Origin of the sequence: Paenibacillus sp. TC-CSREp1 (genome assembly GCF_050171015.1) — a bacterium.
GTDB classification, from domain to species: Bacteria; Bacillota; Bacilli; order Paenibacillales; family Paenibacillaceae; genus Paenibacillus; species Paenibacillus silvae.
This window is the reverse complement of sequence record NZ_JBNOKM010000004.1, coordinates 252829-273813: the sequence shown is the minus strand read 5'-3', so window position 1 is coordinate 273813 and position 20985 is coordinate 252829. Positions and strand designations below refer to the sequence as shown.

At 46.2% G+C, this 20985-nt stretch carries 22 protein-coding genes; all 22 read left to right on the top strand.

Annotated features, from left to right (window positions below):
- Positions 1-72 precede the first annotated feature (72 nt).
- The 22 genes from ACQSGY_RS07820 to opp4C all read left to right on the top strand — a co-directional run bounded on the left by ACQSGY_RS07820 (position 73) and on the right by opp4C (position 20983).
- Positions 73-282 carry a hypothetical protein gene (locus ACQSGY_RS07820; RefSeq protein ID WP_216514441.1) on the top strand — a complete coding sequence of 70 codons (210 nt, stop codon included), beginning with the start codon at positions 73-75 and terminating at the stop codon, positions 280-282.
- A 652-nt stretch (positions 283-934) separates the two neighbouring features.
- Positions 935-1528, top strand: coding sequence for a histidine phosphatase family protein (locus tag ACQSGY_RS07815; RefSeq protein ID WP_248064816.1), 594 nt, complete (start codon positions 935-937; stop codon positions 1526-1528).
- A 33-nt stretch (positions 1529-1561) separates the two neighbouring features.
- Positions 1562-2338 carry a phosphotransferase family protein gene (locus ACQSGY_RS07810; protein WP_427051419.1) on the top strand — a complete coding sequence of 259 codons (777 nt, stop codon included), beginning with the start codon at positions 1562-1564 and terminating at the stop codon, positions 2336-2338.
- Positions 2339-2381: 43 nt separating this feature from the next.
- Complete coding sequence (locus ACQSGY_RS07805) at positions 2382-3161, top strand: HAD-IIB family hydrolase (protein WP_427051418.1); 780 nt, start codon at positions 2382-2384, stop codon at positions 3159-3161.
- A gap of 27 nt (positions 3162-3188) precedes the next feature.
- On the top strand, positions 3189-3668 hold the full coding sequence (locus ACQSGY_RS07800; protein ID WP_427051416.1) for a GNAT family N-acetyltransferase: 480 nt from the start codon (positions 3189-3191) through the stop codon (positions 3666-3668).
- A 136-nt stretch (positions 3669-3804) separates the two neighbouring features.
- Entirely contained in the window at positions 3805-4905 is a 1101-nt protein-coding gene (locus ACQSGY_RS07795) for a CHAP domain-containing protein (protein WP_427051414.1), read from the top strand.
- A gap of 64 nt (positions 4906-4969) precedes the next feature.
- On the top strand, positions 4970-5527 hold the full coding sequence (locus ACQSGY_RS07790) for a GNAT family N-acetyltransferase (protein ID WP_427051412.1): 558 nt from the start codon (positions 4970-4972) through the stop codon (positions 5525-5527).
- An 18-nt stretch (positions 5528-5545) separates the two neighbouring features.
- The gene (locus ACQSGY_RS07785; protein ID WP_427051410.1) at positions 5546-6208 is read left to right on the top strand and encodes a hypothetical protein; all 663 of its coding nucleotides are present in this window, start codon (positions 5546-5548) and stop codon (positions 6206-6208) included.
- A 12-nt stretch (positions 6209-6220) separates the two neighbouring features.
- Positions 6221-6706, top strand: a complete 486-nt coding sequence (locus tag ACQSGY_RS07780; RefSeq protein WP_427051408.1) for an AAA family ATPase — start codon at positions 6221-6223, stop codon at positions 6704-6706.
- Between the two features lie 95 nt (positions 6707-6801).
- Entirely contained in the window at positions 6802-7356 is a 555-nt protein-coding gene (locus ACQSGY_RS07775) for a GNAT family N-acetyltransferase (RefSeq protein ID WP_427051407.1), read from the top strand.
- Complete coding sequence (locus tag ACQSGY_RS07770; protein WP_427051405.1) at positions 7353-7964, top strand: C39 family peptidase; 612 nt, start codon at positions 7353-7355, stop codon at positions 7962-7964. Before ACQSGY_RS07775 ends, ACQSGY_RS07770 begins: the two co-directional genes overlap by 4 nt.
- A 143-nt stretch (positions 7965-8107) precedes the next feature.
- Positions 8108-8506, top strand: coding sequence for a DUF2500 domain-containing protein (locus ACQSGY_RS07765; protein ID WP_427051404.1), 399 nt, complete (start codon positions 8108-8110; stop codon positions 8504-8506).
- Positions 8507-8630: 124 nt separating this feature from the next.
- Positions 8631-9380: an SDR family NAD(P)-dependent oxidoreductase gene (locus tag ACQSGY_RS07760; protein ID WP_427051511.1), complete on the top strand. Its 750-nt coding sequence runs from the start codon at positions 8631-8633 to the stop codon at positions 9378-9380.
- Positions 9381-9586: 206 nt separating this feature from the next.
- Positions 9587-11287, top strand: coding sequence for a hypothetical protein (locus ACQSGY_RS07755; protein WP_427051402.1), 1701 nt, complete (start codon positions 9587-9589; stop codon positions 11285-11287).
- Between the two features lie 179 nt (positions 11288-11466).
- Complete coding sequence (locus ACQSGY_RS07750; RefSeq protein WP_184185234.1) at positions 11467-11889, top strand: cell wall hydrolase; 423 nt, start codon at positions 11467-11469, stop codon at positions 11887-11889.
- Between the two features lie 36 nt (positions 11890-11925).
- A complete protein-coding gene (gerQ, locus tag ACQSGY_RS07745; protein ID WP_216514426.1) occupies positions 11926-12441 on the top strand; it encodes a spore coat protein GerQ in 516 nt (171 codons plus the stop codon).
- A gap of 280 nt (positions 12442-12721) precedes the next feature.
- The gene (locus ACQSGY_RS07740; RefSeq protein ID WP_427051400.1) at positions 12722-14248 is read left to right on the top strand and encodes a sigma-70 family RNA polymerase sigma factor; all 1527 of its coding nucleotides are present in this window, start codon (positions 12722-12724) and stop codon (positions 14246-14248) included.
- A gap of 328 nt (positions 14249-14576) precedes the next feature.
- Positions 14577-15893: a hemolysin family protein gene (locus tag ACQSGY_RS07735; RefSeq protein ID WP_289372220.1), complete on the top strand. Its 1317-nt coding sequence runs from the start codon at positions 14577-14579 to the stop codon at positions 15891-15893.
- Positions 15894-16056: 163 nt separating this feature from the next.
- Positions 16057-16965, top strand: coding sequence for an ArsR/SmtB family transcription factor (locus ACQSGY_RS07730; RefSeq protein WP_427051399.1), 909 nt, complete (start codon positions 16057-16059; stop codon positions 16963-16965).
- Between the two features lie 316 nt (positions 16966-17281).
- Complete coding sequence (locus ACQSGY_RS07725; RefSeq protein WP_427051397.1) at positions 17282-19006, top strand: ABC transporter substrate-binding protein; 1725 nt, start codon at positions 17282-17284, stop codon at positions 19004-19006.
- 66 nt (positions 19007-19072) lie between these two features.
- Complete coding sequence (locus tag ACQSGY_RS07720; RefSeq protein ID WP_427051395.1) at positions 19073-20029, top strand: ABC transporter permease; 957 nt, start codon at positions 19073-19075, stop codon at positions 20027-20029.
- Positions 20030-20041: 12 nt separating this feature from the next.
- Positions 20042-20983, top strand: a complete 942-nt coding sequence (opp4C, locus tag ACQSGY_RS07715; protein WP_427051393.1) for an oligopeptide ABC transporter permease — start codon at positions 20042-20044, stop codon at positions 20981-20983.
- Positions 20984-20985: the final 2 nt, after the last annotated feature.

The window sequence follows — 20985 nt, the reverse complement described above, 5'->3', positions numbered from 1 at the left end:
TTGTGAATTAAATCACAAATAAAAGATGTAGATGATGTTATATTTAACTCAATAAAAGAAGGAGTGATAACAATGAGAACCAACGAACAAACTCAACTCACACAGGCGGATGATTTAACAAGATACATGCTGCACTTATGCTACACATGCGACGATGCCAATCGCTGCACAACCGAAGAAGCGGTGAGAGCTTGCATGGCTGCACATGCAGAGACAGATCAGCCGGAGCCGGCAGAAGGTGTAGAAGTTACCCGAGGCTATATGGACATGATGTACGCGTAGTTAAGAAAATGGAGACGAGATCAAAATTACGAAGAGCTGGAGTCTCTGCACATTGCTTTAGCTCGAGAATAAGCAGCTACAATCGCAAAAAACCGCCTAACAAACTGCCGTCAGCCTTCGACCAACGGCAGTTTGTTTATTTGTGTTGTGTTCGTGTATGCGGGATGAATAAGGCAATGAAGGCAAAGTTGTAATGGTTCGGAGCTTGGGACAGGTATTTATATGGGAATGAGATAAGGCGGGCAAGGTCGCAAACTGGTGGCAAGCTTGGAGTAATCCAGGAGTAATCTCTGGAGTAATCTAAGCTACATCATGTGACGTTTCGTGCTAGTTAGCGCTAACGATTCCCACAGAGCTTATTTAGCCATATTTGTGCCATTCAGAAATGTAACGATTCCCAGAAACGCTATTTAGCCGAATTTCAGCTGAACAAGGAGGAAATGGGGCTAAAATTCACAAATAACGTTATTACGAATCGTTAGAGTTTCAGTGCATCATTTTCAGGCGAAATAAGGCTTCTCAGAATTGTTAGCCAAACATTATTGCAGTGCCCTCTACGTATCCATTGACGAACACTCCGAACCTGTGATAGCTTCAATCTAATTGGAAAATGAAGGAATGCATGAACGATATTAAGAAATGAGGAATACATATGGCGACATTAGGGCTTATCCGGCATGGTGTAACCGACTGGAATGGGCAATATCGCGCGCAAGGACACACAGACATCCCACTCAACGCAGAAGGACGGAGACAGGCAGAACTGTTGTCCGAGCGAATTCGTTCTGAGCAGTGGCATTATATTTATACAAGCGATTTGTCGAGAGCAATGGAAACGTCGGCGATTATTGGTGAAGTCAATGGAATCGAAATACGTGTGGATGAGCGGCTTAGAGAGATGGACTGCGGACAAATCGAGGGTACAACGGAGCAGGAACGAGTGAATCAATGGGGGTATGGCTGGTCGAGGCTTGATCTGGGCATTGAACCACATGAGGCTGTCGTAAAAAGGGGCAGAGAATGTTTTGCCGATCTGGCTGAACGACATTCGGATCAAAATATTTTGATTGTAAGTCATGGGGCGCTGCTCGGCCTCACATTAAAACGACTTCTCGCTCATATAGACATTCGCGAAAATCTGTCGAATACATCTCTAACGTTGCTTCACAGCGGTGAGCCTCGGTGGGATTGCTCATTATATAATTGTACCAAACATCTCACCGGTTCTCCTTCCAGCTTCATATAAGAAGGTTATCATAGAAGGAGGTTTCTTGTTACGATGCAGCTGACAGATATTCCATCCGAAATGCGGGAGCTTATCGGGAACGTCAAGCAGATCACTATACCGCGTCAGGGACATACTTCTTCTGTGGCCATTCTTCATACATCGAGTCATAGTTATGTCATCAAAAAAACAGAGCACGAATTGTATAACGAATGGCTGGCCGATGAGTATAGAGCATTGAAACATCTTGAAGAAACGGCATTGCCTGTTCCGAGAGCGCATTCATTTTATGCAGATCAGAACGCCAGATGGCTGTTGATGGATTATATGGAAGGTGTTACATTAAGGCAATTTCTGATCGATAATTCGGACCAAAAGCAAAGAGATAAAGCAATAGCCAGCTTTGGTCGCTGTCTGAAACAGCTGCATGAATGTTCATGTCCAGTGGATTGGCAGCATAAGCATACCTGGCTTGATACAATGATATCGAAAGCAGAGTATAATCTAGCGAATTTTGCAGTAGATGGAAATGCGGGATTACTCACATATTTGAAAGAGAATAGACCCGGTTGGGTCGAGCCGACTTTAATTCATGGTGACTTTACGATGGATAATGTGCTTGTACGTGACGGGCAGATTACAGGTGTGATCGACTGGGCAGGAGCAGCCTATGGTGATCCGCGATATGATGTGGCTTTGGCTATTCGGCCTAAAGCAAGTGCATTTGAGGAAGAGCGGGACAAAGATGTGTTTTATGATGCCTATGGTAAACGCAGATTAACCGATGAAGAATATCGCTATTTTGAGCAAGGAATCTATAATTTTTTTTAGAATTATTTTTATAAATGTACAGAAGTGTGATAGGAGAGCGCCTATGAAATTTCCGGTAATTGTCGTTGATTTGGATGGAACACTTTTGAAGGCTGACAAAGAGGTGTCTGAACGAAGCATAAAGGCGATTCTGGATTGTGCCAGCTACGGGATCAGATTTATATTTGCGACTGCGCGTCCACCAAGGGCGGTGAATGCTTTTTTACCAGAAGAGTTGCTCAGGCTGGGTTCATTTGTGTATTACAATGGCGCTTATATTGATTGTAGACATACCGGAATTAACATTCATACAGCGATTACACCTGAGTTAACTGCTCAGGTTCTGGACTACTGTCTGGCATGTAATCCGAATCCGGACATCAGTTTGGAAGTCAGAGATGAATGGATGTGCTTGAAGCCCTATGATGCGGAGACCGTGATGAAAGTAAAAGGGCATCCAATGGTGAAGCCGTTAGCCTTCCTCAGACAACAGGAAGCTTCCAAGATCCTTTTTACAGGCAGCATGGACAAGATTGCCTTTCAAAATAAGTTTCAAGCGGATCTAAACATATTGATTACAGATGATGGACAGCTAACGCAGATTTCATCGCTCCATGCTTCCAAGGAACTTGCTGTTTCGGTGATATGTGATGCTATGGGGGTTATGTTACAACATGTGATGGTGTTTGGGGATGATGCCAATGATATAGGGCTTTTTGATCGGTGTGGCTGGCCTGTGGCTATGGGAAATGCAATTGATGAATTAAAATACAGAGCCAGAGAAATTACGGCAACGAATGAACATGACGGGGTTGCTGTTATTTTGGAGAGACTGTGCCTGTAATGGGTAAAGGAGTAGGAGGTGCAGGAGTTGAGATATTTCGTAAGATCAGCCGTTGCAGAAGACATTTCGAAATTTTGTGCTGTTCGCAATAATGAACAATTATTCAGGTCGTACTTGAAACAGCAGGATAATAACGAAGTTATATTAGCTATTGCAGAATCAGAGGATGAGGATCGTGTCATTTTGGGTTTTGGAGTACTCAAATTGCAGGGCAAGCTGGTCCCCAAGTTAAGTGATCTGTATGTAAAGGAAAAGTATCGAGGTCAGGGTGCTGGTTCAGCGTTAATCCGTTACAGGGAAGCGTTAGCAATACAACTGGGGTTCAGCGAAATATTTGTGAGTGTTGACCCCGTCGAGAATCCCAAAATGATCAAGCTCATCTCGGAGCACGGCTACCATGCGAACTCAGAGCCGTATACCAAGCAGGCCGTATATTACAATGAAGATGGAACAAGTTACGAGAAAACGTACATACGAATCGATTTGAAAAAGCAACTGCGGGTTTAGTCTCGTTCGTCCCAAGGTAGCTGCTTCTTACCAAAAGCCGTGAAAGGCTTGAGCAAGCAATAGTGATTGTAGAAGAGCTGTATTGAGATTGATCTGGACGGGAGGATAGTTTAGCCATATGCATAGGAGACTGGACGTGAATCAATTTATAGGGACCAAACATCCAAGGCTGAACGCGGTGTACCGTGCAGTTCGTGAAATGTCTCACGAAGGATTTTCAGGCCAGGATGAAATATGGCGGCAGCTGGTAGAGGTCTCTGGTTTCGCTTCCTTGTTTGCCGCCCGGAGAGGAGGGGATCATGAGATTGCTGCGGTCACAGGACTGCTTCACGGTTATTACCTGTATCGAACAGGAATAAAGCACTTTCCGGGGCCAAACAGCGCAGATGCCGCAAGACAGCTGCTTCGAGGAGTACAGTTATGGAGTGATGATGAATTGTTCACTATACTGCAGGCTATTTTCTATCAGGGGGTTTACAGGCAGGCTCAGGGACCGTATGAAAAAATGTTGAATGATGCTGTTTTGATGCAAAACGTATTTTCTCCTGTAACAAATAGATCAGAACAGTACATAACCCACATTGAAAAAGGAAGATTGGATCAAGTCTTACAAGAGCTCGGAATGACAAATGAGATGAAGATCGAGCATGTTGGAATGAGCAAAGAAACGGGGACGGGGGCAGTACAATATCATCAGGAACGAAGACGCATGGAACTTGCAGATAACGCAGAAAGGTTAGCGAAACAAGGAATCATAGGAATCTCAGAGGATGAACACTTCAGGATAATCTGCCGATATTGGCCGGATTCTAATATCTACACCGTACTCAAAGCTAATTGGTGTGCAGCTTTTGTGTACCACTGCTGTATGCAGGTTGGTATTCAATTGCCCATTCGATATCCGAATCAGACGTATCGTTTGGCTGGAGTGGGGGCGTGGCTGGACTGGTCTAGATTACCTGAGACAGGATTTTTTCATGAAGATCGACAAGATGGCTTTCAGCCGGAGCGCGGTGATCTGGTCGTATATGAAAAGCTTCTGACCGATGATTCACATGATCATATTGGCATTATTTTGTCTTGTGAAGGCGAAGTTCTGATTGTTGCAGAAGGAAACGTTGATAACCTGAACTACTCTGGCATTGTGACCAGATCGAGAGAGCATTGTATTCTCGGGTATATTCGCATCAGCGATGATTACCAATATGATTTTCAAGGAGAGTATCATCTGATCTAACATTTGAAAATATCATAACCGCACTGTAACCCATATTAAGGAGCCAGGGATAGGAGAGATGAGCATGTTTAAACACAATCTAGATGATACAGGTAATGCATATCTTTCTTTATTTGCATCAAGTGACGCAGCTGCGTTATATCAATTAATAGATCGAAACAGGGAGCACCTTGGAGCCTGGCTCAGAATTCCCGAAATGACTTTAACGGAAGAGGATTCAAGAGGTTTTATTGAACGGACACGTCTTCGCTATGCGCGAGAGGAGGGGTATTGGTTAGGAATCTGGCTGCGCGGCGAGTTAGCTGGTTCGATTGGATATTGTGACATTGATTATATGAACAGAAAGGCAGAGATTGGTTATTGGCTGGGCAAGGAATATGAGGGGAACGGGCTAATTACGACAGCGGTCAATGTTTTTATTCAACATGCCTTTGAGGGGCTTTCCTTAAACAAAGTCGAGATAGGTGCTGCTGCAGATAATTGGAGGAGCCGGGCAATACCTGAGAAGCTGGGCTTTCAACGGGAGGGTGAGCTGAGAGATTATGAGTTTTTAAACGGGAGGTTCCTACATAGAGTAATGTATGGTTTACGGCGTGAGGAATGGACGGAATCCATAAAATAACGAAGGTTGGGGGCCCATATGCTCGATTGGCTGTGTCGCATCTTCTTGCATCCTGCTCCAGCGATCAAGTTTTCCACGGAGGAGATGCAAGCGTATGAGCAATTAGCTTTAAATGTAACGGAAGACGGGTTGATTGAATATGACCTGCCTTATGCTAAATTTCGATATTTGACTTATGTTTCTTTAAAAGGACTTTATGTATTTCACGGGTCAAATCACACTGGCATACGTATCTTTGAACCGAGAGAACAGACTTTATATAACGGCCAATGGACCAAGGCTGTTTTTGCTGCTTCTGATCCACACTGGCCGATGTTCTATGCTATTTTCAACCGCAGCAGACTGAAGGGGAGCTTTCGTAACGGATGTATTCGGGGACGGAAGCAAAACTATCATTTCTATTCCCTGAATCAATCTACGATATCAAATGATCCATGGACAGAAGGAATGGTCTATTTCCTGCCACGAGAATCATTCACTGCACCAAAAACAAGGGGGATCTCTTTTGACGAATGGCTCTGCCATGAGCCTGTTGCTCCTATCGCCAAGCTAAAGGTTTGCCCAGAGGACTGCTATTACCTCAACAAAATCGCAGCACATAATGACGGAGAGTCGTTGATAAAAACATGGCTCTTATATAAAGCAAGAACAAGAACAACACCAACCCAAGGAGAACACTAGGGGGAAATTCAGATGAGTAAACAACCTTTATTTGTCATCACAGGAGCAAGCGGTACGGGAAAAACAACGGTGTCATCGCATGTTCGCAAGCTGTTGCCTGAATTTGATGTATTTGATATGGATATCATCGACAACGTGGATTGGCAGATCGCCAAAGAGAACTGGCTACGTGTGGCGTACAGCATATCGCTGAGTGGAAGAGGGACCGTTCTATGTGGAACGATGGTGCCTGAAAATATCGCTTCCTCTAGTTATATCGATCGGTTTGATCGCATTCTCTACATCAATTTGCACTGTGATGACACCACACGCCGGGCGCGGTTAGCAGCACGGGGATGGAACGAGGAGATGATCGAGGACCATCGCAATTTTGCGAATTGGCTGCTTCAGAACGCTGACATAGCTTTTGACCCGGCCATGCCAACGGTAGATACAACGGACCTGTCTTCCGAGGAAGCTGCGAAACAGATTGAACAGTGGGTGAGAGCGAACGGGTAGAAGTTTTAATGTGACTGATGTCTTTACAGTCAAAGAATGATGATAGGCATGCCCGGCTTGAACCGATGAATTTCGATGATGAATGGAGGTTGTGAATGTTACCTTTTCAAGTAAATGATGTGATTCAGTTAAAGCTAATACAACCTCAAGATCGTGATGAGCTGTACTCCTTAATTGATCTGAACAGAGTGTTTCTGAGAGAATGGCTGCTATGGGTGGACAAACGACAATCTCCTGACGATCTGGATGCTGTAATTGAAGTATGGAGACGTAATTACGAGGAGAACAATGGTTTCGATGCAGGAGTGTGGTTTAACCAGGAATTGGTTGGCATGATAGGTCTGCATTACATAGATTGGAGAAACAAAGCAACGAGCATCGGATATTTCCTGTCGGAATCCTCTCAAGGCAAGGGCATTATCTCAACAGCCATCGAAAAATTGATTACGTATTTGTTTAATGACCTGAAGCTGAACCGGGTTATTATTCAATGTGCAGAGAGCAATATCAGAAGCAGAGCGATTCCTGAGAAGCTCGGATTTGTCAATGAAGGCACTTCCAGACAGGCTCAGTGGCTGTATGATCATTATGAGAACATTGTGACGTACAGTTTATTGTCGAGTGAATGGCAGGAGTGTGTGTCTAAATGATATCCAATATTGTGCCATGGCTGGTTATCCTCTGGTTCATTTTTCGATATTACAGTATTCCAAAGAAAGACCGCATGTACAGTACAATCGTGCCAGCTTCCTATTTGATTTCTTCACCGAACAGGACGGAGATACAAAAGAACGTTGAATGCGCTGCTTTTTCCAGTGCGTTTGTGCTGAGACATTTCGGCATGGAGTCGGAAGGGGATCAGCTGTACTCGAGGTATCCTCGCAAGTTACTGGATGGGACCGTGTATCCGAAAGCGATCACTGTTTTTTTCAAAAGATTAGGGTATTCATGCACATATTTGCACGGTAATATCAACACGTTAAGACAGCAGATCAGCCGCGGTGTTCCGGTCATTCTGTTTATACGAGTGCATGCAGACCGGCGTTTTTTGCACTTTGTGCCTGTTGTTGGATACGATGAAACGCATTTTTATCTGGCAGAGTCACTTGATTTCAAGCGTAACTGCGAGGAGCCGCTGTATAACCGCAAGATTAGCGTCAGTGAACTGGAATCACTGTGGAATACATGGCTGCCTTTCAGCCGCCGCTCCTATATCGTGATTGAACCAAAGCTTGATTCCTTGGATAAATCGGCATAATCATTCCATAATAGAGCCCAAGCTCCATACTTACCCCGCAAATATTTCATCAGGTTAACAAGTTCTGTGTTCGTCCGCATATACATTACTGAAGACGGGTCAAGACTCCGGCTGTCCGAAGTGTATGAACGGAGGGGAGAGACATGGGCATTGAATCATCCTGGATGTTTGATTTGTTTGGAACCGTCTTTCCGGTGGCATTTGTCCTGATTCTGGCGATTGTGATGTTATCGATGGGCAAAGAAGTATGGAGGTGGGGGCGCAACAATGCGGAACCGCTGCTGACCGTACACTCCCGCATTACCAGCAGACGGGTGAAGATGAGCCAGTCGCCGTCCGATGCTGCCAGCACGACTCCAGCGCGAACGCTGTACTATGTCACGTTTGAAGTGGAGAGCGGAGATCGTCTGGAATTCAAAGTGAATGGTGAAGAGTACGGCATGTGCGCAGAAGGAGATGAAGGGCGGCTGTCCTTCAAAGGAACCCGGTATATCGGATTTGAGCGGACGAATCGCCTGTATACCGAACGTTTGCGAGGTTAAACATGAAGCAGCTTACGCCCGAGTGGCGTGAGCTTTTTTTGGCGAACTGCAGGACAAGCGTTTCTTAATGCAGAAGCATGTTTGTATATTAGTATATAGAGAATGCAATAGAGGAGGATTTATGATGTCATTTACAGATCAGGTTGTTGTTGTCACGGGAGCTGCGCAGGGGATCGGGAGAAGTGTGGCAGAAGCCTACGCGCTCGCTGGGGCCAAAGTGGTACTGGCGGATGTTCAGGAAGCGGAGGGGGCAGCTGCAGCGGCTTCCATTCGCCAGGAGGGCGGTGAAGCGATCTTTGTGCATTGCGATGTTCGCAAGGAGCAGGATATTCAGCAGCTGTTTGAGACCACAGTGAAGGAATTCAAGCAGATTGATGTACTCGTGAACAACGCGGGTGTCTCCAGATGGAAGTCTCCCTATGAGCTGACGGTGGACGAATGGGACGATGTGCTTAATATCAATGTCAGGAGCTGCTTTCTGGCAAGTCGGGAGGCGGCCCGGTATATGAAAAAAAATGAACATGGTGGGGCCATCGTCAATATGGCCTCTACTCGTGCAATGATGTCGGAGCCAGATAGCGAAGCATATGCCGCATCTAAAGGGGCGATTACAGCATTAACTCATGCGATGGCAGTCTCACTCGGGAAAGACCAAATTCGGGTCAATTGTATCAGTCCCGGCTGGATCGAGACCGGAGATGTGTCGAAGCTTACAGATGCGGACCATGCACAGCATCCATCTGGCCGGGTGGGCGTGCCTTCGGATATATCAAGGGCTTGTTTGTATTTGTCCGATCCGGCTAATACCTTTGTCACTGGGACTAATCTCGTAATTGACGGGGGCATGACTCGAAAAATGATATATGAGGACTAGAACCGGGACTCTCCCCCGTAACGGTCTACTCCAGATTCCTCCGAAGTGAAATAAGCCCAAGTTAAGCACTTGGGCTTATTTGTTTTTGATAAGTCGGTTGCTATAATGAATGTGATTTTACAACAGAACAGGAATGGAGGGAGTGTATGTTCGGGAAAACATCCCGGAAAGTATTTTGGCTTTTAATACTGATCGGAGGAATGATAATGATCGGGATCAAGGCACCTGCAGAGGCGGATGACGTAGATATACGGGCTGCCTGGGTATGGCAGGCACAGTCTGTGAAGAATGCAGGAGATGAACTTCTGGCCAATGCGGCTAAACATAAGATTAATCGGCTGTATGTGAATGTGGACATGAATATATCGAAAGAGGTATATCAAACGTTTATCGCCAAAGCGAGTCGTGAAGGCATTGCTATTGAAGCACTTGGCGGTGATCCCACTTGGGGTGTGGAAGGCCGCGAAGGCCCTATGCTTCGCCTGGCTTCATGGGTTCATGATTATAATCAGGCAGTGGAGCCGGGCGAACGTTTTGATGCGCTGCATCTGGATGTGAAGCCCTATGTGCTGCCAGCGTGGAAGGAAGATGCCGAACCTCTGGTACAATCCTGGATCAACAACATGAAGCGGGTGCTGGAGCAGGCGAAGCAGGATGGTGGAATCGCTGTGCATGTCGATCTGCCCTTTTGGCTGGATTCCTACACGGTGAAGGGCAGTCGAACTGCTGAAGATGCAGATAACGAAGCACTGTCACACTGGTTTATTCAGAATGTAGATCAGGTTACTTTACTCGCTTACCGTGATAATGCACAAGGGAGTAACGGAATTATTCGTCTGATCGAGCAGGAGATGGAATGGGCGGACGCCAGCGGCACTCTTGTTACGGTAGGTGTAAATACCAAACCGATGCCTGGTGAAGAGTTTACGAGCTTTGCGGGTAAAGGGTCTTCCCAACTGGAAGGTGCTCTGCAGGAGGTCGCTGCGGCCTTCCGTGAGCATCAATCCTACGCCGGCTCAGCCGTTCATGATTTGACCTATTGGGGAGAACTGGAGCCGGAGGAGCAGCCATTACCCGAGAAACCTGTAAATCCTCCTGTGAGTGCGCCCGAGATTCGCGGCACCTACATCTGGGAAGCCTCACAAGTCACGGATGATGGCGGCGAGCATATTCTGGCGTTTGCCAAACAGCAGAAGATCAATTGGTTATATGTGCGGCTTGATCTGGATCAGCCATACTCCAGTTATCGCAGTTTTGTGAAAAGAGCGAAAGCACAGGGCATAGAAGTTCATGCTATGGGGGGCCACCCGATCTGGGGCAAAAAAGAAAATCGTCCACGGATCAAACGGTTGATTGATTATGTGAAAAACTACAATGCAGAAGTCGAACCGGACGAGCGGTTCGTAGGTATACATCTGGATATCGAGCCGTACACGCTGCCTGAATGGGCGGAGAATCGGGATACATTGCTGACCGAATGGGCGTCGAACATTGCTTATTTCCAGGAAGAAACGAAGAAGGACAGCAGCCTGGAAACCAGTGCGGATCTCGCGGTATGGCTGGATACCTTCCCGCTCCCGGGTAAAGATGTAACGGTAACCGAATTTATGATTGATACACTTGATCATGTATCTCTGATGGCTTTTCGCAACACGGCAGAAGGATCGAACGGGATCGCTGCGGTTGTAAGCCAGGAGATGGAGATTGCTGATCGTCTGGGGAAATCACTGCTCATTTCCGTTGAAATGAAGCAGAATCATGAGGGTGAGCATATCTCGTTTTACGATCACGGGGCCAAGGAGATGGAAAATGAGCTGGACAAGCTGCCGGAGCTCCTGTCTGGATATAAGGCGTACAAAGGCAATCTGGTACATGCCTATGATTACTGGGTTGATGCGAAGCCTTAACAAGCACTGAAGCGGTTAAAAGCGCTTTAGTTCAAGAAAGGAAAATACCCTGGAACTTCACACTTGAGTGAGGTTCCGGGTTTTTTTTATGGAAAAAAGCTGGAATCGTGTCACCGAATGGGCTCCTGCACAATACGATGTACGGTGATGAACAGCTGCTACAAGGGAGGGATCAGGCAATGGCTGTAATTAAGGCCAATACGGAAGACGTCAGGCTGCTAGCCAGATTGATGAGAGCTGAAGCCGAGGGAGACGGTGATCAAGGCATGCTGCTGGTCGGCAATGTAGGCGTGAACCGTGTACTGGCAGACTGTCTGGATTTTGGCGACATCCGCGATATTAATCGCATGGTCTTTCAGAATCCGGGAGGCTTTGAGTCTACGCAGAAGGGATACTTCTATCAGCGGGCGAGACAATCCGAGATTCGGCTCGCGCAACGTGTCATTAACGGGGAACGATTCTGGCCGGCGAGCAACTCGTTATGGTTTTTCAGACCCGTTGGGGAGTGTCCGGAAACATGGTATAACCAGCCTAATACGGGACGTTTCAAAGCACATTGTTTCTTTAGTCCAACAGGTGAAGATTGTCCAAGTGTGTATTAATCCTTTTATATTTTCATAATTCGGGGAGGAATTAAAATGATTAATCAGCCTTATCAACCAACTCAAACGATGGGTCAACAAGCTAATGCCGTGTTGGGTGCACAAGCAAATTCTCAGGTTCAAGGAACTTCCTACAAGGTTGGCAACAACATGCCGTCGATGACGCCTACACCAGGCATGGTATCTCCAAGCTCTACAAGTGTGCCGCCGCTTGTGTCCAGCGGAAGCCCAATGACGCCTACAGGTACAGTTGTTCCTACAACAGCTCCGCAGTTCGAGCAGTCATACATCGAAAACATCCTGCGTTTGAATCTCGGTAAATTCGGTACATTCTACATGACATACGAAGGCAACAAAGAATGGAATGCCCGCATTTTCCAAGGAATTATTGAAGCCGCCGGACGTGACCACATCATTATCAGTGATCCGAAAACCGGCAGAAGAATTATGCTGCTGATGGTTAACTTTGACTATGCTACGTTTGATGAGCCACTGCTGTATCAATATCCGGGCGTTGTTGGCAACTACCCGCAGGCACCAAGCAGATTTTAATTCGTTAAAATGTAATATACGTTATCTGATATAATGGGCCTGACGGCCAACACATACGGTAATCCGGGCCGTTCTGAGTGCAGTGCAATCTGCATCAGGACGGCTTTTGCCATATTTATCGCATGTAAACCAGCATCTAAACCAGACAATATAAATAAATGTAACCTGAACGAGAAGGAATGGCACTTACATATGAAACATAGGCAAGGGCGAGAGAAGCATAACGGGCCAGGCCGTAGTCAGGCAGCTGCGGAATTAGAGATGAAGGGAGTCTACGGTGTTGAAGCTATGGATTGATGGAGCATTGAAGGGAGAGCCGGAAGCCTGTGAGCAGCTGGTTGCACAATACCGCGGAATGGCATTTGCTGTTGCTTATCAGCAGCTGCAGGATATGCATGGAGCAGAAGATGTGGTGCAGGAGGCATTTACCGAGGCGTTTGCCAATCTGTTCAAATTGGAAAAGCCTGAAGCTTTCCCTGGCTGGTTCAAAGTTATCGTAGAAAGGCAATGTTACCGCTGGATGAGACGCAAGAGACACCCGGTTGTTCCCATGCAGGAATTAGACGATGTATGTGGCGGGGAGGATCAGGAGCATGATCCGGAGGCCAGGGCACTGCAGAAGGAGCTGCAGCGGACGCTGCGTAGCTCCATAGCCAGGCTGCCATCCACGATGCAGATTGTGGTTGACCTGTTTTATTTTCAAGGATACACGCTTCAAGAAATATCGGAGTTTCTGGGAGTGAACATATCCGCGTTGAAGAAAAGGCTGTTTGATGCACGAGCGAAGTTGAAACGCTCCATACCCGTAAGAAATCTTGCGATTACATTTAATGAGCTTTATGAAGGGGGAAAAGGCATGCTGCATATTATGAATGGAGATCACGCTGCCAACCGGCTGCGAGAAAGCGGCATTCAGGGAGATATTGTTGTATGGCGCGAGCTGTACACGTATGGCCCAATATCTACTGATATGGCCGATCGAAAAGCACGGCAGCATCGCGCAGTTGTACTGGAAGACGAGCTAGGCATACCGCAGAAAGAGTATTTACAGATTGATAAGCTGGAACACAAGCTGCTTTCACTGAAGACGGAACAAGAGATTGTATTGTGGTTTGAACACGATTTGTATGATCAGACGATGCTGTCGTATTTGCTGCACTTTTTGAGTCATAAAAAATTCATGGAATTCAAAATCAACCTGCTATGTATTGATTCGTTTCCGCAGATCGAGCATTTCCGAGGTCTGGGACAGCTCACATCTGCTCAAATGCAGACGCTCTCCGGTACATGGCATGTCATTCAGGAGGAAGAGATGAAGGCGGGCCGAGCGTTCTGGGAGGCGTATTCCTCTCCTGACATTCGTGATCACGAGCAATACATGCAGCAGGGTTCACAGGCTCTGCCTTTTGCCAGCGCTGCGTTCAAGGCTCACCTGTCCCGCTTGCCATCCGAAACAAACGGTCTGGGCATCATTGAGCAGACCACACTTGAAACGATAATGACAGGCATTCAGCGTCCCTCTACTGTATTTCGTGAAATGGGAGACAAGCTGCCTGTTCTCGGTATGGGTGATCTGGAATATTGGGCACATCTGAAGAGGATGTCGGAGGGACCTTATGCGCTCATTCGAATGACTGGTGCGGCACGTTTTCCAAAATATAATCAGCATGAACCGGCTTTTCATGATGCTGTGCTGTCTGTAACGGAGCTTGGCATTCAGGTATTGCATGGTGAAGTGGACTGGCGCACTTTGCGAGAGGATGAGTATTGGGTTGGCGGCATACATGTTGAAAAAGGAATATTCTAAAGCTTGAACGGAGCAGCAGGGGAAAACGGGGGTAGAAATTCCGTTCTCCTGTTTTTTGTTTAGCAAATGATAAAAAAACAGCGTAATCGCTGCTTTTGTAAACGAAATGTGCTGATTTGGCCTTTTAAGTGTCATAGGACACGGATTGACTGTGTAGTGTAGAATTATATAATAAAAGAAGCATATCCATGTTATTTGGGCACAAACGGCAGGAGGTGGAAGCATTGGGAAGTTGAAATTGCATATGAGCGGCAGAATGGCTAATATCCTACATTTTCGAAGGAGGTGGACCTATTTGCCGAAGAATAACGGCGAATAGGAAGAACATTTGAGTGACCCCTTACCGAGTATATTAAATTTGGTTTTAATTGGTTTACTGGTATTAATGAACGGTTTCTTTGTTTCGGCAGAATTTGCGATGGTGAAAGTGCGGGGCAGCCGGATTGAAGCATTGGTGGAAGCTGGCAACAAAAATGCGGTCTATGCTTCCAATATTGTACGTAATCTGGATGCTTATCTGTCTGCATGTCAGCTTGGCATTACTTTAGCTTCACTTGGACTCGGGTGGCTGGGAGAACCGGCAATCGCACACCTGTTAGAACCTTTATTTACGGCATTTGGACTGGGTCCGGTATATGTGCATGGCATTTCCATTGCGATCGCCTTTGTTATTATTACGATTCTGCATATTGTATTGGGTGAGCTTGCTCCCAAAACGATGGCAATTCGCAAGTCGGAGACGATTACACTGTGGTCCGCAGCACTGCTAACGTTCTTTTACAAACTAATGTTTCCCTTCATCTGGGCATTGAACGGCATGGCGAACGGATTGCTCAGACTGTTTCGGATGGCACCTGCTTCCGAACTGGACGATGCACATAGTGAAGATGAAATACGTATTCTTATGAAAGAAAGCAATAAGAGCGGTTTAATTGATAACACTGAATTAGCACTTGTTGATAATATATTTGATTTTACGGATACAACCGCACGTGAAATCATGATTCCGCGAACGGAAATGATCTGTCTCAATGCCAATCAGTCCATGTTGGAAAATATGGAGATTGCGAGTGAAAGCATGCGTACCCGTTATCCGGTGTATAACGGCGACAAGGATCATATTATCGGCTTTATTCATATTAAAGATCTGATGCGCTCGCAGCTCACCGATACGATCTCCGTGATTCGTCCGATTCTGGCTGTGCCAGATACAACATTAATCAGTGATCTGCTCAAGCGTATGCAGCGCAGCAAGACACAGATTGCAGTGCTGATCGATGAGTACGGAGGAACCTCCGGCATGGTTACGCTTGAAGATATCATGGAAGAGATTGTTGGTGAAATTCAGGATGAATTTGACCAGGAGCGTCCAGCGATTGAGCAAGTGAATGAAATGGAATATTCCATTGATGGATTAATGCTCATTGAAGAAGTCAGTGAACGATTCGGCATCGAAATGGACCGGGCTGACTACGATACCATTGGCGGCTGGTTGTACTCCAGAGTGGATGCTATTCCGCCTGAGATTGGTCAATCGGTTGAATATGGCGGGTATCTGTTTGTGATCCAGGAGACAGAGCAGAAGCGGATTTCGCGTGTGAATGTAGTGAAGATGGAAATGTTGGTTGAAGAGGAGGGGGCGTAACCCAAGATAACACTTGGGACATATTTATTTCGTTCCTTAGAAAAGCCGTACAGTGGAATCAGTTCACTGGGCGGCTTTTTTCCTTAACAAGCCTGTAATCGTAGCATGTACGGCTGCAAACAAGGTATAATGGAACGACTTTGCAAGATAGGAGAGGTTGAGAATGAGCTATCGTATTGAAGTTAGGTTTACGCCTGTATTTGAATTCATGGCCAGCTTGCATACATATATTTGTCGAAAATCACATAAAAAGATTGATTTATCCCTATCCTGGGCTAGGGAAATAGAAGGACAGCTGACCCCCGATCTTGCTGCTGTCCTGCACAACATGAACGTGGATGATGACTGGAAATGGATGTATCTGCTTGTCTGTTTGCGAGTGGAAGCCGAGGAGCCAGAGGATTTTATTGAATGGTTTAGCAAACGAACAGTGCTTGAGCTCAGCGAAATTTTTGCCCGGTACAGTTTCCCGTATACGGATGATATCGCTGCTTTTCAGAGCAGGATGACCTATGTCTTTACAGGGTGGAATGAGCAATATTTTCGTTTGCTCGATTCCGCAGTTATACAACATCTTTGCCAAGAAGTTCGGAATCGCAAGCAACAGTTAAGTCAATTTCCCCAGAAAGAGGTACTGGATGATGCGACAAATGGGTTGATGTTTCGTGATATAAATGGTCTGGAGAGACTGCTGCTTGTGCCACAATTCCATTTTCAGCCGCTAAATGTCATCCTGCATTTTGGTGATACTCTGCTGTGTCATTATTCCTCCAGATTGTATATGGGAGACAAGGACCTTATTCCGACCCATCATCTGCGAGTGATCCGCAGCTTGGGAGAGAAGAATAGACTGAAAATTTTACGTTTCCTGCATCAGGCACCGCGTTCGTTTATAGAAATTGTTCGTCACTTGAAACTATCCAAAGGCATTACTCATGACCATCTTTCCAAGCTCCGCGGAGCAGGTTTGGTCTATGCACATTTTGAGGGAGAGAACCTGGTTGAGTATTCACTTCGTCTTCATGCACTGGAGCATATTTTACCGAATGTCATGAATTATTTGGAGCAATAACGTTTATCAAAATGTGGTTTTTAGAAAAAATATTTCTTCGATAGAGCCGTATGTTTGTTGGAGCCGAACTGAAATTTATTCAGGAAATCCGCACAAAACATACGGCTATTTTATCGCTTTAAAGTGGATATTAATGGATTTAATATAAATATTTTTTTGTGGTTCTCTATTTACAGAACTAAATACGGTTCTTATAATAGGGCTTATCGAACTTATACCTTACTAATTTCATTGGAATTATACAATTTATAGTTTTGGAAATTAGGAATGGCTGAGCGAGAAATAAAAGAACGAAGTATGGATCGGGGAGGATTTTATGAGATTTAAAAGTTTATCCGTGGGATCGTTAATCATCAGCAGTGTGATTGTGTTATCTGCATGTGCTGGAGGTGGAGGAGCAGAGACGACCACTGCTGGAACTGGGACAACAAAATCGGGCACTCAAGCAACTCCGGTTTCAGCAGCACTGGATGCCCCTTTTCAGGCAACGGACCTGAATCAATTACCTGAGACGGCAAAAAAACGGACGGATACGATTATTGTGGGACTTACGGATCCCAGCGGGGCTTTCACACCATACTTCCATCAGAGCGGGTATGATGGCAACGTTGCTTCCTTGCTATTTGCTTCACTTGTTACCGTGGATGAGAAAGGTTTGCCTGTTCCTGATCTCGCTGAAAGCTGGGATGTGTCCGACGATCAGCGTACATACACGTTTCATCTGAGAAAAGATTCCAAGTTCAGTGACGGCTCCGCACTCACCGCAGATGATGTTGCTTTTACATGGACGATTCTGCATGACAAATCATATGACGGTGGATTCGATATTTTCTCGACCAAGGTGAAAGGTGGCAAAGCGTATACCGAAGGGAAGGCAGATCACATTGAGGGCATCAAGGTCATTGATCCATTAACAATCTCGGTCACATTGGAACAACCAAACGCAACTGCTCTGCTTACATTGGGCTCAGAGGTGTTATCCAAAGCTTACTACGGCAAGGACTATCAATTCGGAAAGCTCGAATACATTAAAAATCTTCATGCCAAACCTGTAGGCAATGGCCCTTACAAGCTTGAAAAGTTCATTCCGGGTCAGGAGGTTCGATTCGTTGCCAACGAGTTCTACTATAAGGGCAAACCGAAAACCGAGCATTTCATATATAAAACATCGGAAGGAGACACCTGGCAGTTCATTGAAACGGGGGAGATCGACTTCACTTCGTTCACAGCTACCCAGGAGAACATCGATAAGCTGAAAAATATCCCATACCTCAACCTTCTGCCTTACACACCAAGTACATACGGATATTTACAGCTCAATCTGGAGCATGAACAGCTTCAGGAAAAAGAAGTACGGCAAGCCATAACGTATGGCCTGGATCGTCAGTCCATTTATGTGGACGCCAACCAAGGGGCAGGCGCTGTTGCCAACATCCCGACTTCACCTATTTCCTGGTCTTATACGGAAGAAGGCATTAATCCATACACCTATGATCCGGACAAAGCAAATCAGTTGCTGGACAATGCAGGCTGGGTGCGTGGAGCGGATGGCATACGTGAGAAAAACGGGAAGAAGTTGTCCCTGCATTTCCTCGGCACGAAAAGTCCGGCCACAGATATCTTCATTGCTGTAGCCAAAGAAAACTTTGAGGCGATCGGTGTGCAGTTCCAGCCTGAAGTCTTCGCTGATTTCAACTCATTAGTCTCCAAAGTGGAGGGCGGCGATTACGACGTGGCTTCCTTCTCCACCCCGATGTTAACCGATCCATCGGACGGTGTGCAGCAGTTTGTGGATGGTGAGCTTAAAGGGTACAACAATCCCAAAGTGAAGGAGCTTTATAACAAAGGTCTGGCTACAACAGACATTGAGGAACGCAAGGCCGTATACAAAGAGCTGTACCAGCTGCTCAACGATGAGCTGCCTGTTATTTTCACCAGTTATAGAAAAACAGTCTACGCCTATAACGGTCGGATCGACGGGTTATCTGTCAGCCCATACCGCGGGATTGCAACCAGCTTGCCGGGATGGTCTTTGAAATAATAAACATAACGTCCCTTGTGTTTGCGATGTCGCAGATACAGGGGATGCATTGATAAGGAGCCTGATATGAGCACTTACATTGTAAAACGGATGACATATATGGTTCTTATTTTGCTGGCCGCTTCCGTCCTGATATTCAGTCTGTATGCCCTTACCCCTGGCGATTACATCTCCAGCAACATTAAGCTGAGTCCCGAGCGCAAGGCCGAGCTGCGAGAACTGTATGGACTAGACAAGCCGGTTATCGAACGGTATCTTATCTGGATGAAAAATGCAGTACACGGGGACTTCGGATATTCTTTGGCACAACAAAAGCCCGTGCTCTCGCTGTTTAACGAATATATCTGGAATTCATTCCTGCTCGCTGCGGTGACTACGTTCCTGACCTGGTTCATCGCGGTTATTACTGGTGTGATTGCAGCCTACAAGCAGTATTCGTGGTTTGATACCCTGGTCATGATCGGCATATTTGCAGCGATGTCCGTGCCATCCTTCTTTATTGGCTTGTATTTGATCAAGCTGCTGGCGGTTGACTTGAAGTGGCTGCCTCCAGGCGGCATGATGACCACAGGAAGTAATGCCACTGGTCTTGCCTATGTCAAAGAGGTGATTCAACACATGACCTTGCCTGTAATTGTCATGACCTTGCTTGGAGTAGGCTCACTTACCCGTTACTTCCGTAGCAACATGATTGATGTGATCAAGCAGGATTATATTCGGACAGCACGAGCCAAAGGTTTAACAGAAAGCAAGGTGTTATACACCCATGCCTTGCGAAATGCTCTGTTGCCTGCGATAACACTGATTGGCTTTGAGCTGCCGTCCTTATTTGGCGGTTCATTGATCATCGAGAAAATATTCAGCTGGCCCGGTATAGGTCAGTTATATATGCAGTCCTTTTCACTGCGGGATTATCCGCTGTTGATGGGCTTTACCATGTTCATCGCCATCCTGACTGTCATTGGAACGCTGCTGTCTGATGTGCTCTATCACATCGCAGATCCGCGTGTCCGTTTGCAATAAGGGGGCTATAACATGACAATCTCTTCATCGTCTGTAACGAGAAATGCAGCAGAAGCTGCCTCACCTTTAACGGTTCCAGCCAAGTCTTCTTTATGGAAATTGTCGTTCCGAAGGCTGCTTAAAAATAAACTTGCAGTTGGCGGATTCGTCGTGGTTTTGTTGATGTTTGTGGCTTGTTTCATTGGACCGTTGTTCTCACCTTATACCGATAACAAGATCAATATGGCAGCGATGAAACAAGGTCCGAGTGTTCGTCACTGGCTTGGTACGGATGCGCTCGGAAGGGATGTGCTTACCCGTGTGCTGATGGCTGGTCGAATCTCGCTCACCGTTGGTCTGGCCTCCATGATTCTATCTGTATTTATCGGCTCTTTGCTTGGAGCCATCGCCGGATATTATCGTGGTATTGTTGATCAGGTCATTATGCGGATTGCTGACTTGCTGCTTACCATTCCCGGACTGCCGTTGCTTTTCATTTTCGGCGCATTGTTATCGGATTGGAAAGTTCCGCCGGATTCCAGAATGTATATCGTCATGCTGATGCTTAGCTTTGTCAACTGGCCCGGTATGGCTCGAATGGTACGGGGACAGATGTTAAGCTTGCGGGAACGTGAATTCATGCAGGCTGCTGTTGTTCTTGGCTTGCGTGACCGTCGCAAACTGTTTCACCATCTTCTGCCCAATATTGTCCCATTGCTCATCGTTATGGCTACGCTGAATATCGGAGGGTCCATTCTAAGCGAGTCGGTACTCAGCTTTTTTGGACTGGGTGTTATGCCGCCAACGCCTACGTGGGGCAATATGATCGATGCGGCCAACAACATGATTGATTTTCAACAGCATCCGTGGTTATGGATTCCGCCAGGGCTGTCCATTTTCGTGACCGTTATTGCGATTAACATTTTTGGTGATGGTCTTCGAGACGTATTAGATCCCAAACAGAAGAGAAGGTGAGT

Excerpts from the sequence above, each read along its gene's own strand:
- ACQSGY_RS07820 (WP_216514441.1), top strand. The coding sequence starts at position 73 with ATGAGAACCAACGAACAAACTCAACTCACACAGGCGGATGATTTAACA.
- ACQSGY_RS07815 (WP_248064816.1), top strand. The coding sequence starts at position 935 with ATGGCGACATTAGGGCTTATCCGGCATGGTGTAACCGACTGGAATGGG.
- ACQSGY_RS07810 (WP_427051419.1), top strand. The coding sequence starts at position 1,562 with ATGCAGCTGACAGATATTCCATCCGAAATGCGGGAGCTTATCGGGAAC.
- ACQSGY_RS07805 (WP_427051418.1), top strand. The coding sequence starts at position 2,382 with ATGAAATTTCCGGTAATTGTCGTTGATTTGGATGGAACACTTTTGAAG.
- ACQSGY_RS07790 (WP_427051412.1), top strand. The coding sequence starts at position 4,970 with ATGTTTAAACACAATCTAGATGATACAGGTAATGCATATCTTTCTTTA.
- ACQSGY_RS07785 (WP_427051410.1), top strand. The coding sequence starts at position 5,546 with ATGCTCGATTGGCTGTGTCGCATCTTCTTGCATCCTGCTCCAGCGATC.
- ACQSGY_RS07780 (WP_427051408.1), top strand. The coding sequence starts at position 6,221 with ATGAGTAAACAACCTTTATTTGTCATCACAGGAGCAAGCGGTACGGGA.
- ACQSGY_RS07775 (WP_427051407.1), top strand. The coding sequence starts at position 6,802 with ATGTTACCTTTTCAAGTAAATGATGTGATTCAGTTAAAGCTAATACAA.
- ACQSGY_RS07770 (WP_427051405.1), top strand. The coding sequence starts at position 7,353 with ATGATATCCAATATTGTGCCATGGCTGGTTATCCTCTGGTTCATTTTT.
- ACQSGY_RS07765 (WP_427051404.1), top strand. The coding sequence starts at position 8,108 with ATGGGCATTGAATCATCCTGGATGTTTGATTTGTTTGGAACCGTCTTT.
- ACQSGY_RS07760 (WP_427051511.1), top strand. The coding sequence starts at position 8,631 with ATGTCATTTACAGATCAGGTTGTTGTTGTCACGGGAGCTGCGCAGGGG.
- ACQSGY_RS07755 (WP_427051402.1), top strand. The coding sequence starts at position 9,587 with ATGATCGGGATCAAGGCACCTGCAGAGGCGGATGACGTAGATATACGG.
- ACQSGY_RS07750 (WP_184185234.1), top strand. The coding sequence starts at position 11,467 with ATGGCTGTAATTAAGGCCAATACGGAAGACGTCAGGCTGCTAGCCAGA.
- gerQ (WP_216514426.1), top strand. The coding sequence starts at position 11,926 with ATGATTAATCAGCCTTATCAACCAACTCAAACGATGGGTCAACAAGCT.
- ACQSGY_RS07730 (WP_427051399.1), top strand. The coding sequence starts at position 16,057 with ATGAGCTATCGTATTGAAGTTAGGTTTACGCCTGTATTTGAATTCATG.
- ACQSGY_RS07725 (WP_427051397.1), top strand. The coding sequence starts at position 17,282 with ATGAGATTTAAAAGTTTATCCGTGGGATCGTTAATCATCAGCAGTGTG.
- ACQSGY_RS07720 (WP_427051395.1), top strand. The coding sequence starts at position 19,073 with ATGAGCACTTACATTGTAAAACGGATGACATATATGGTTCTTATTTTG.
- opp4C (WP_427051393.1), top strand. The coding sequence starts at position 20,042 with ATGACAATCTCTTCATCGTCTGTAACGAGAAATGCAGCAGAAGCTGCC.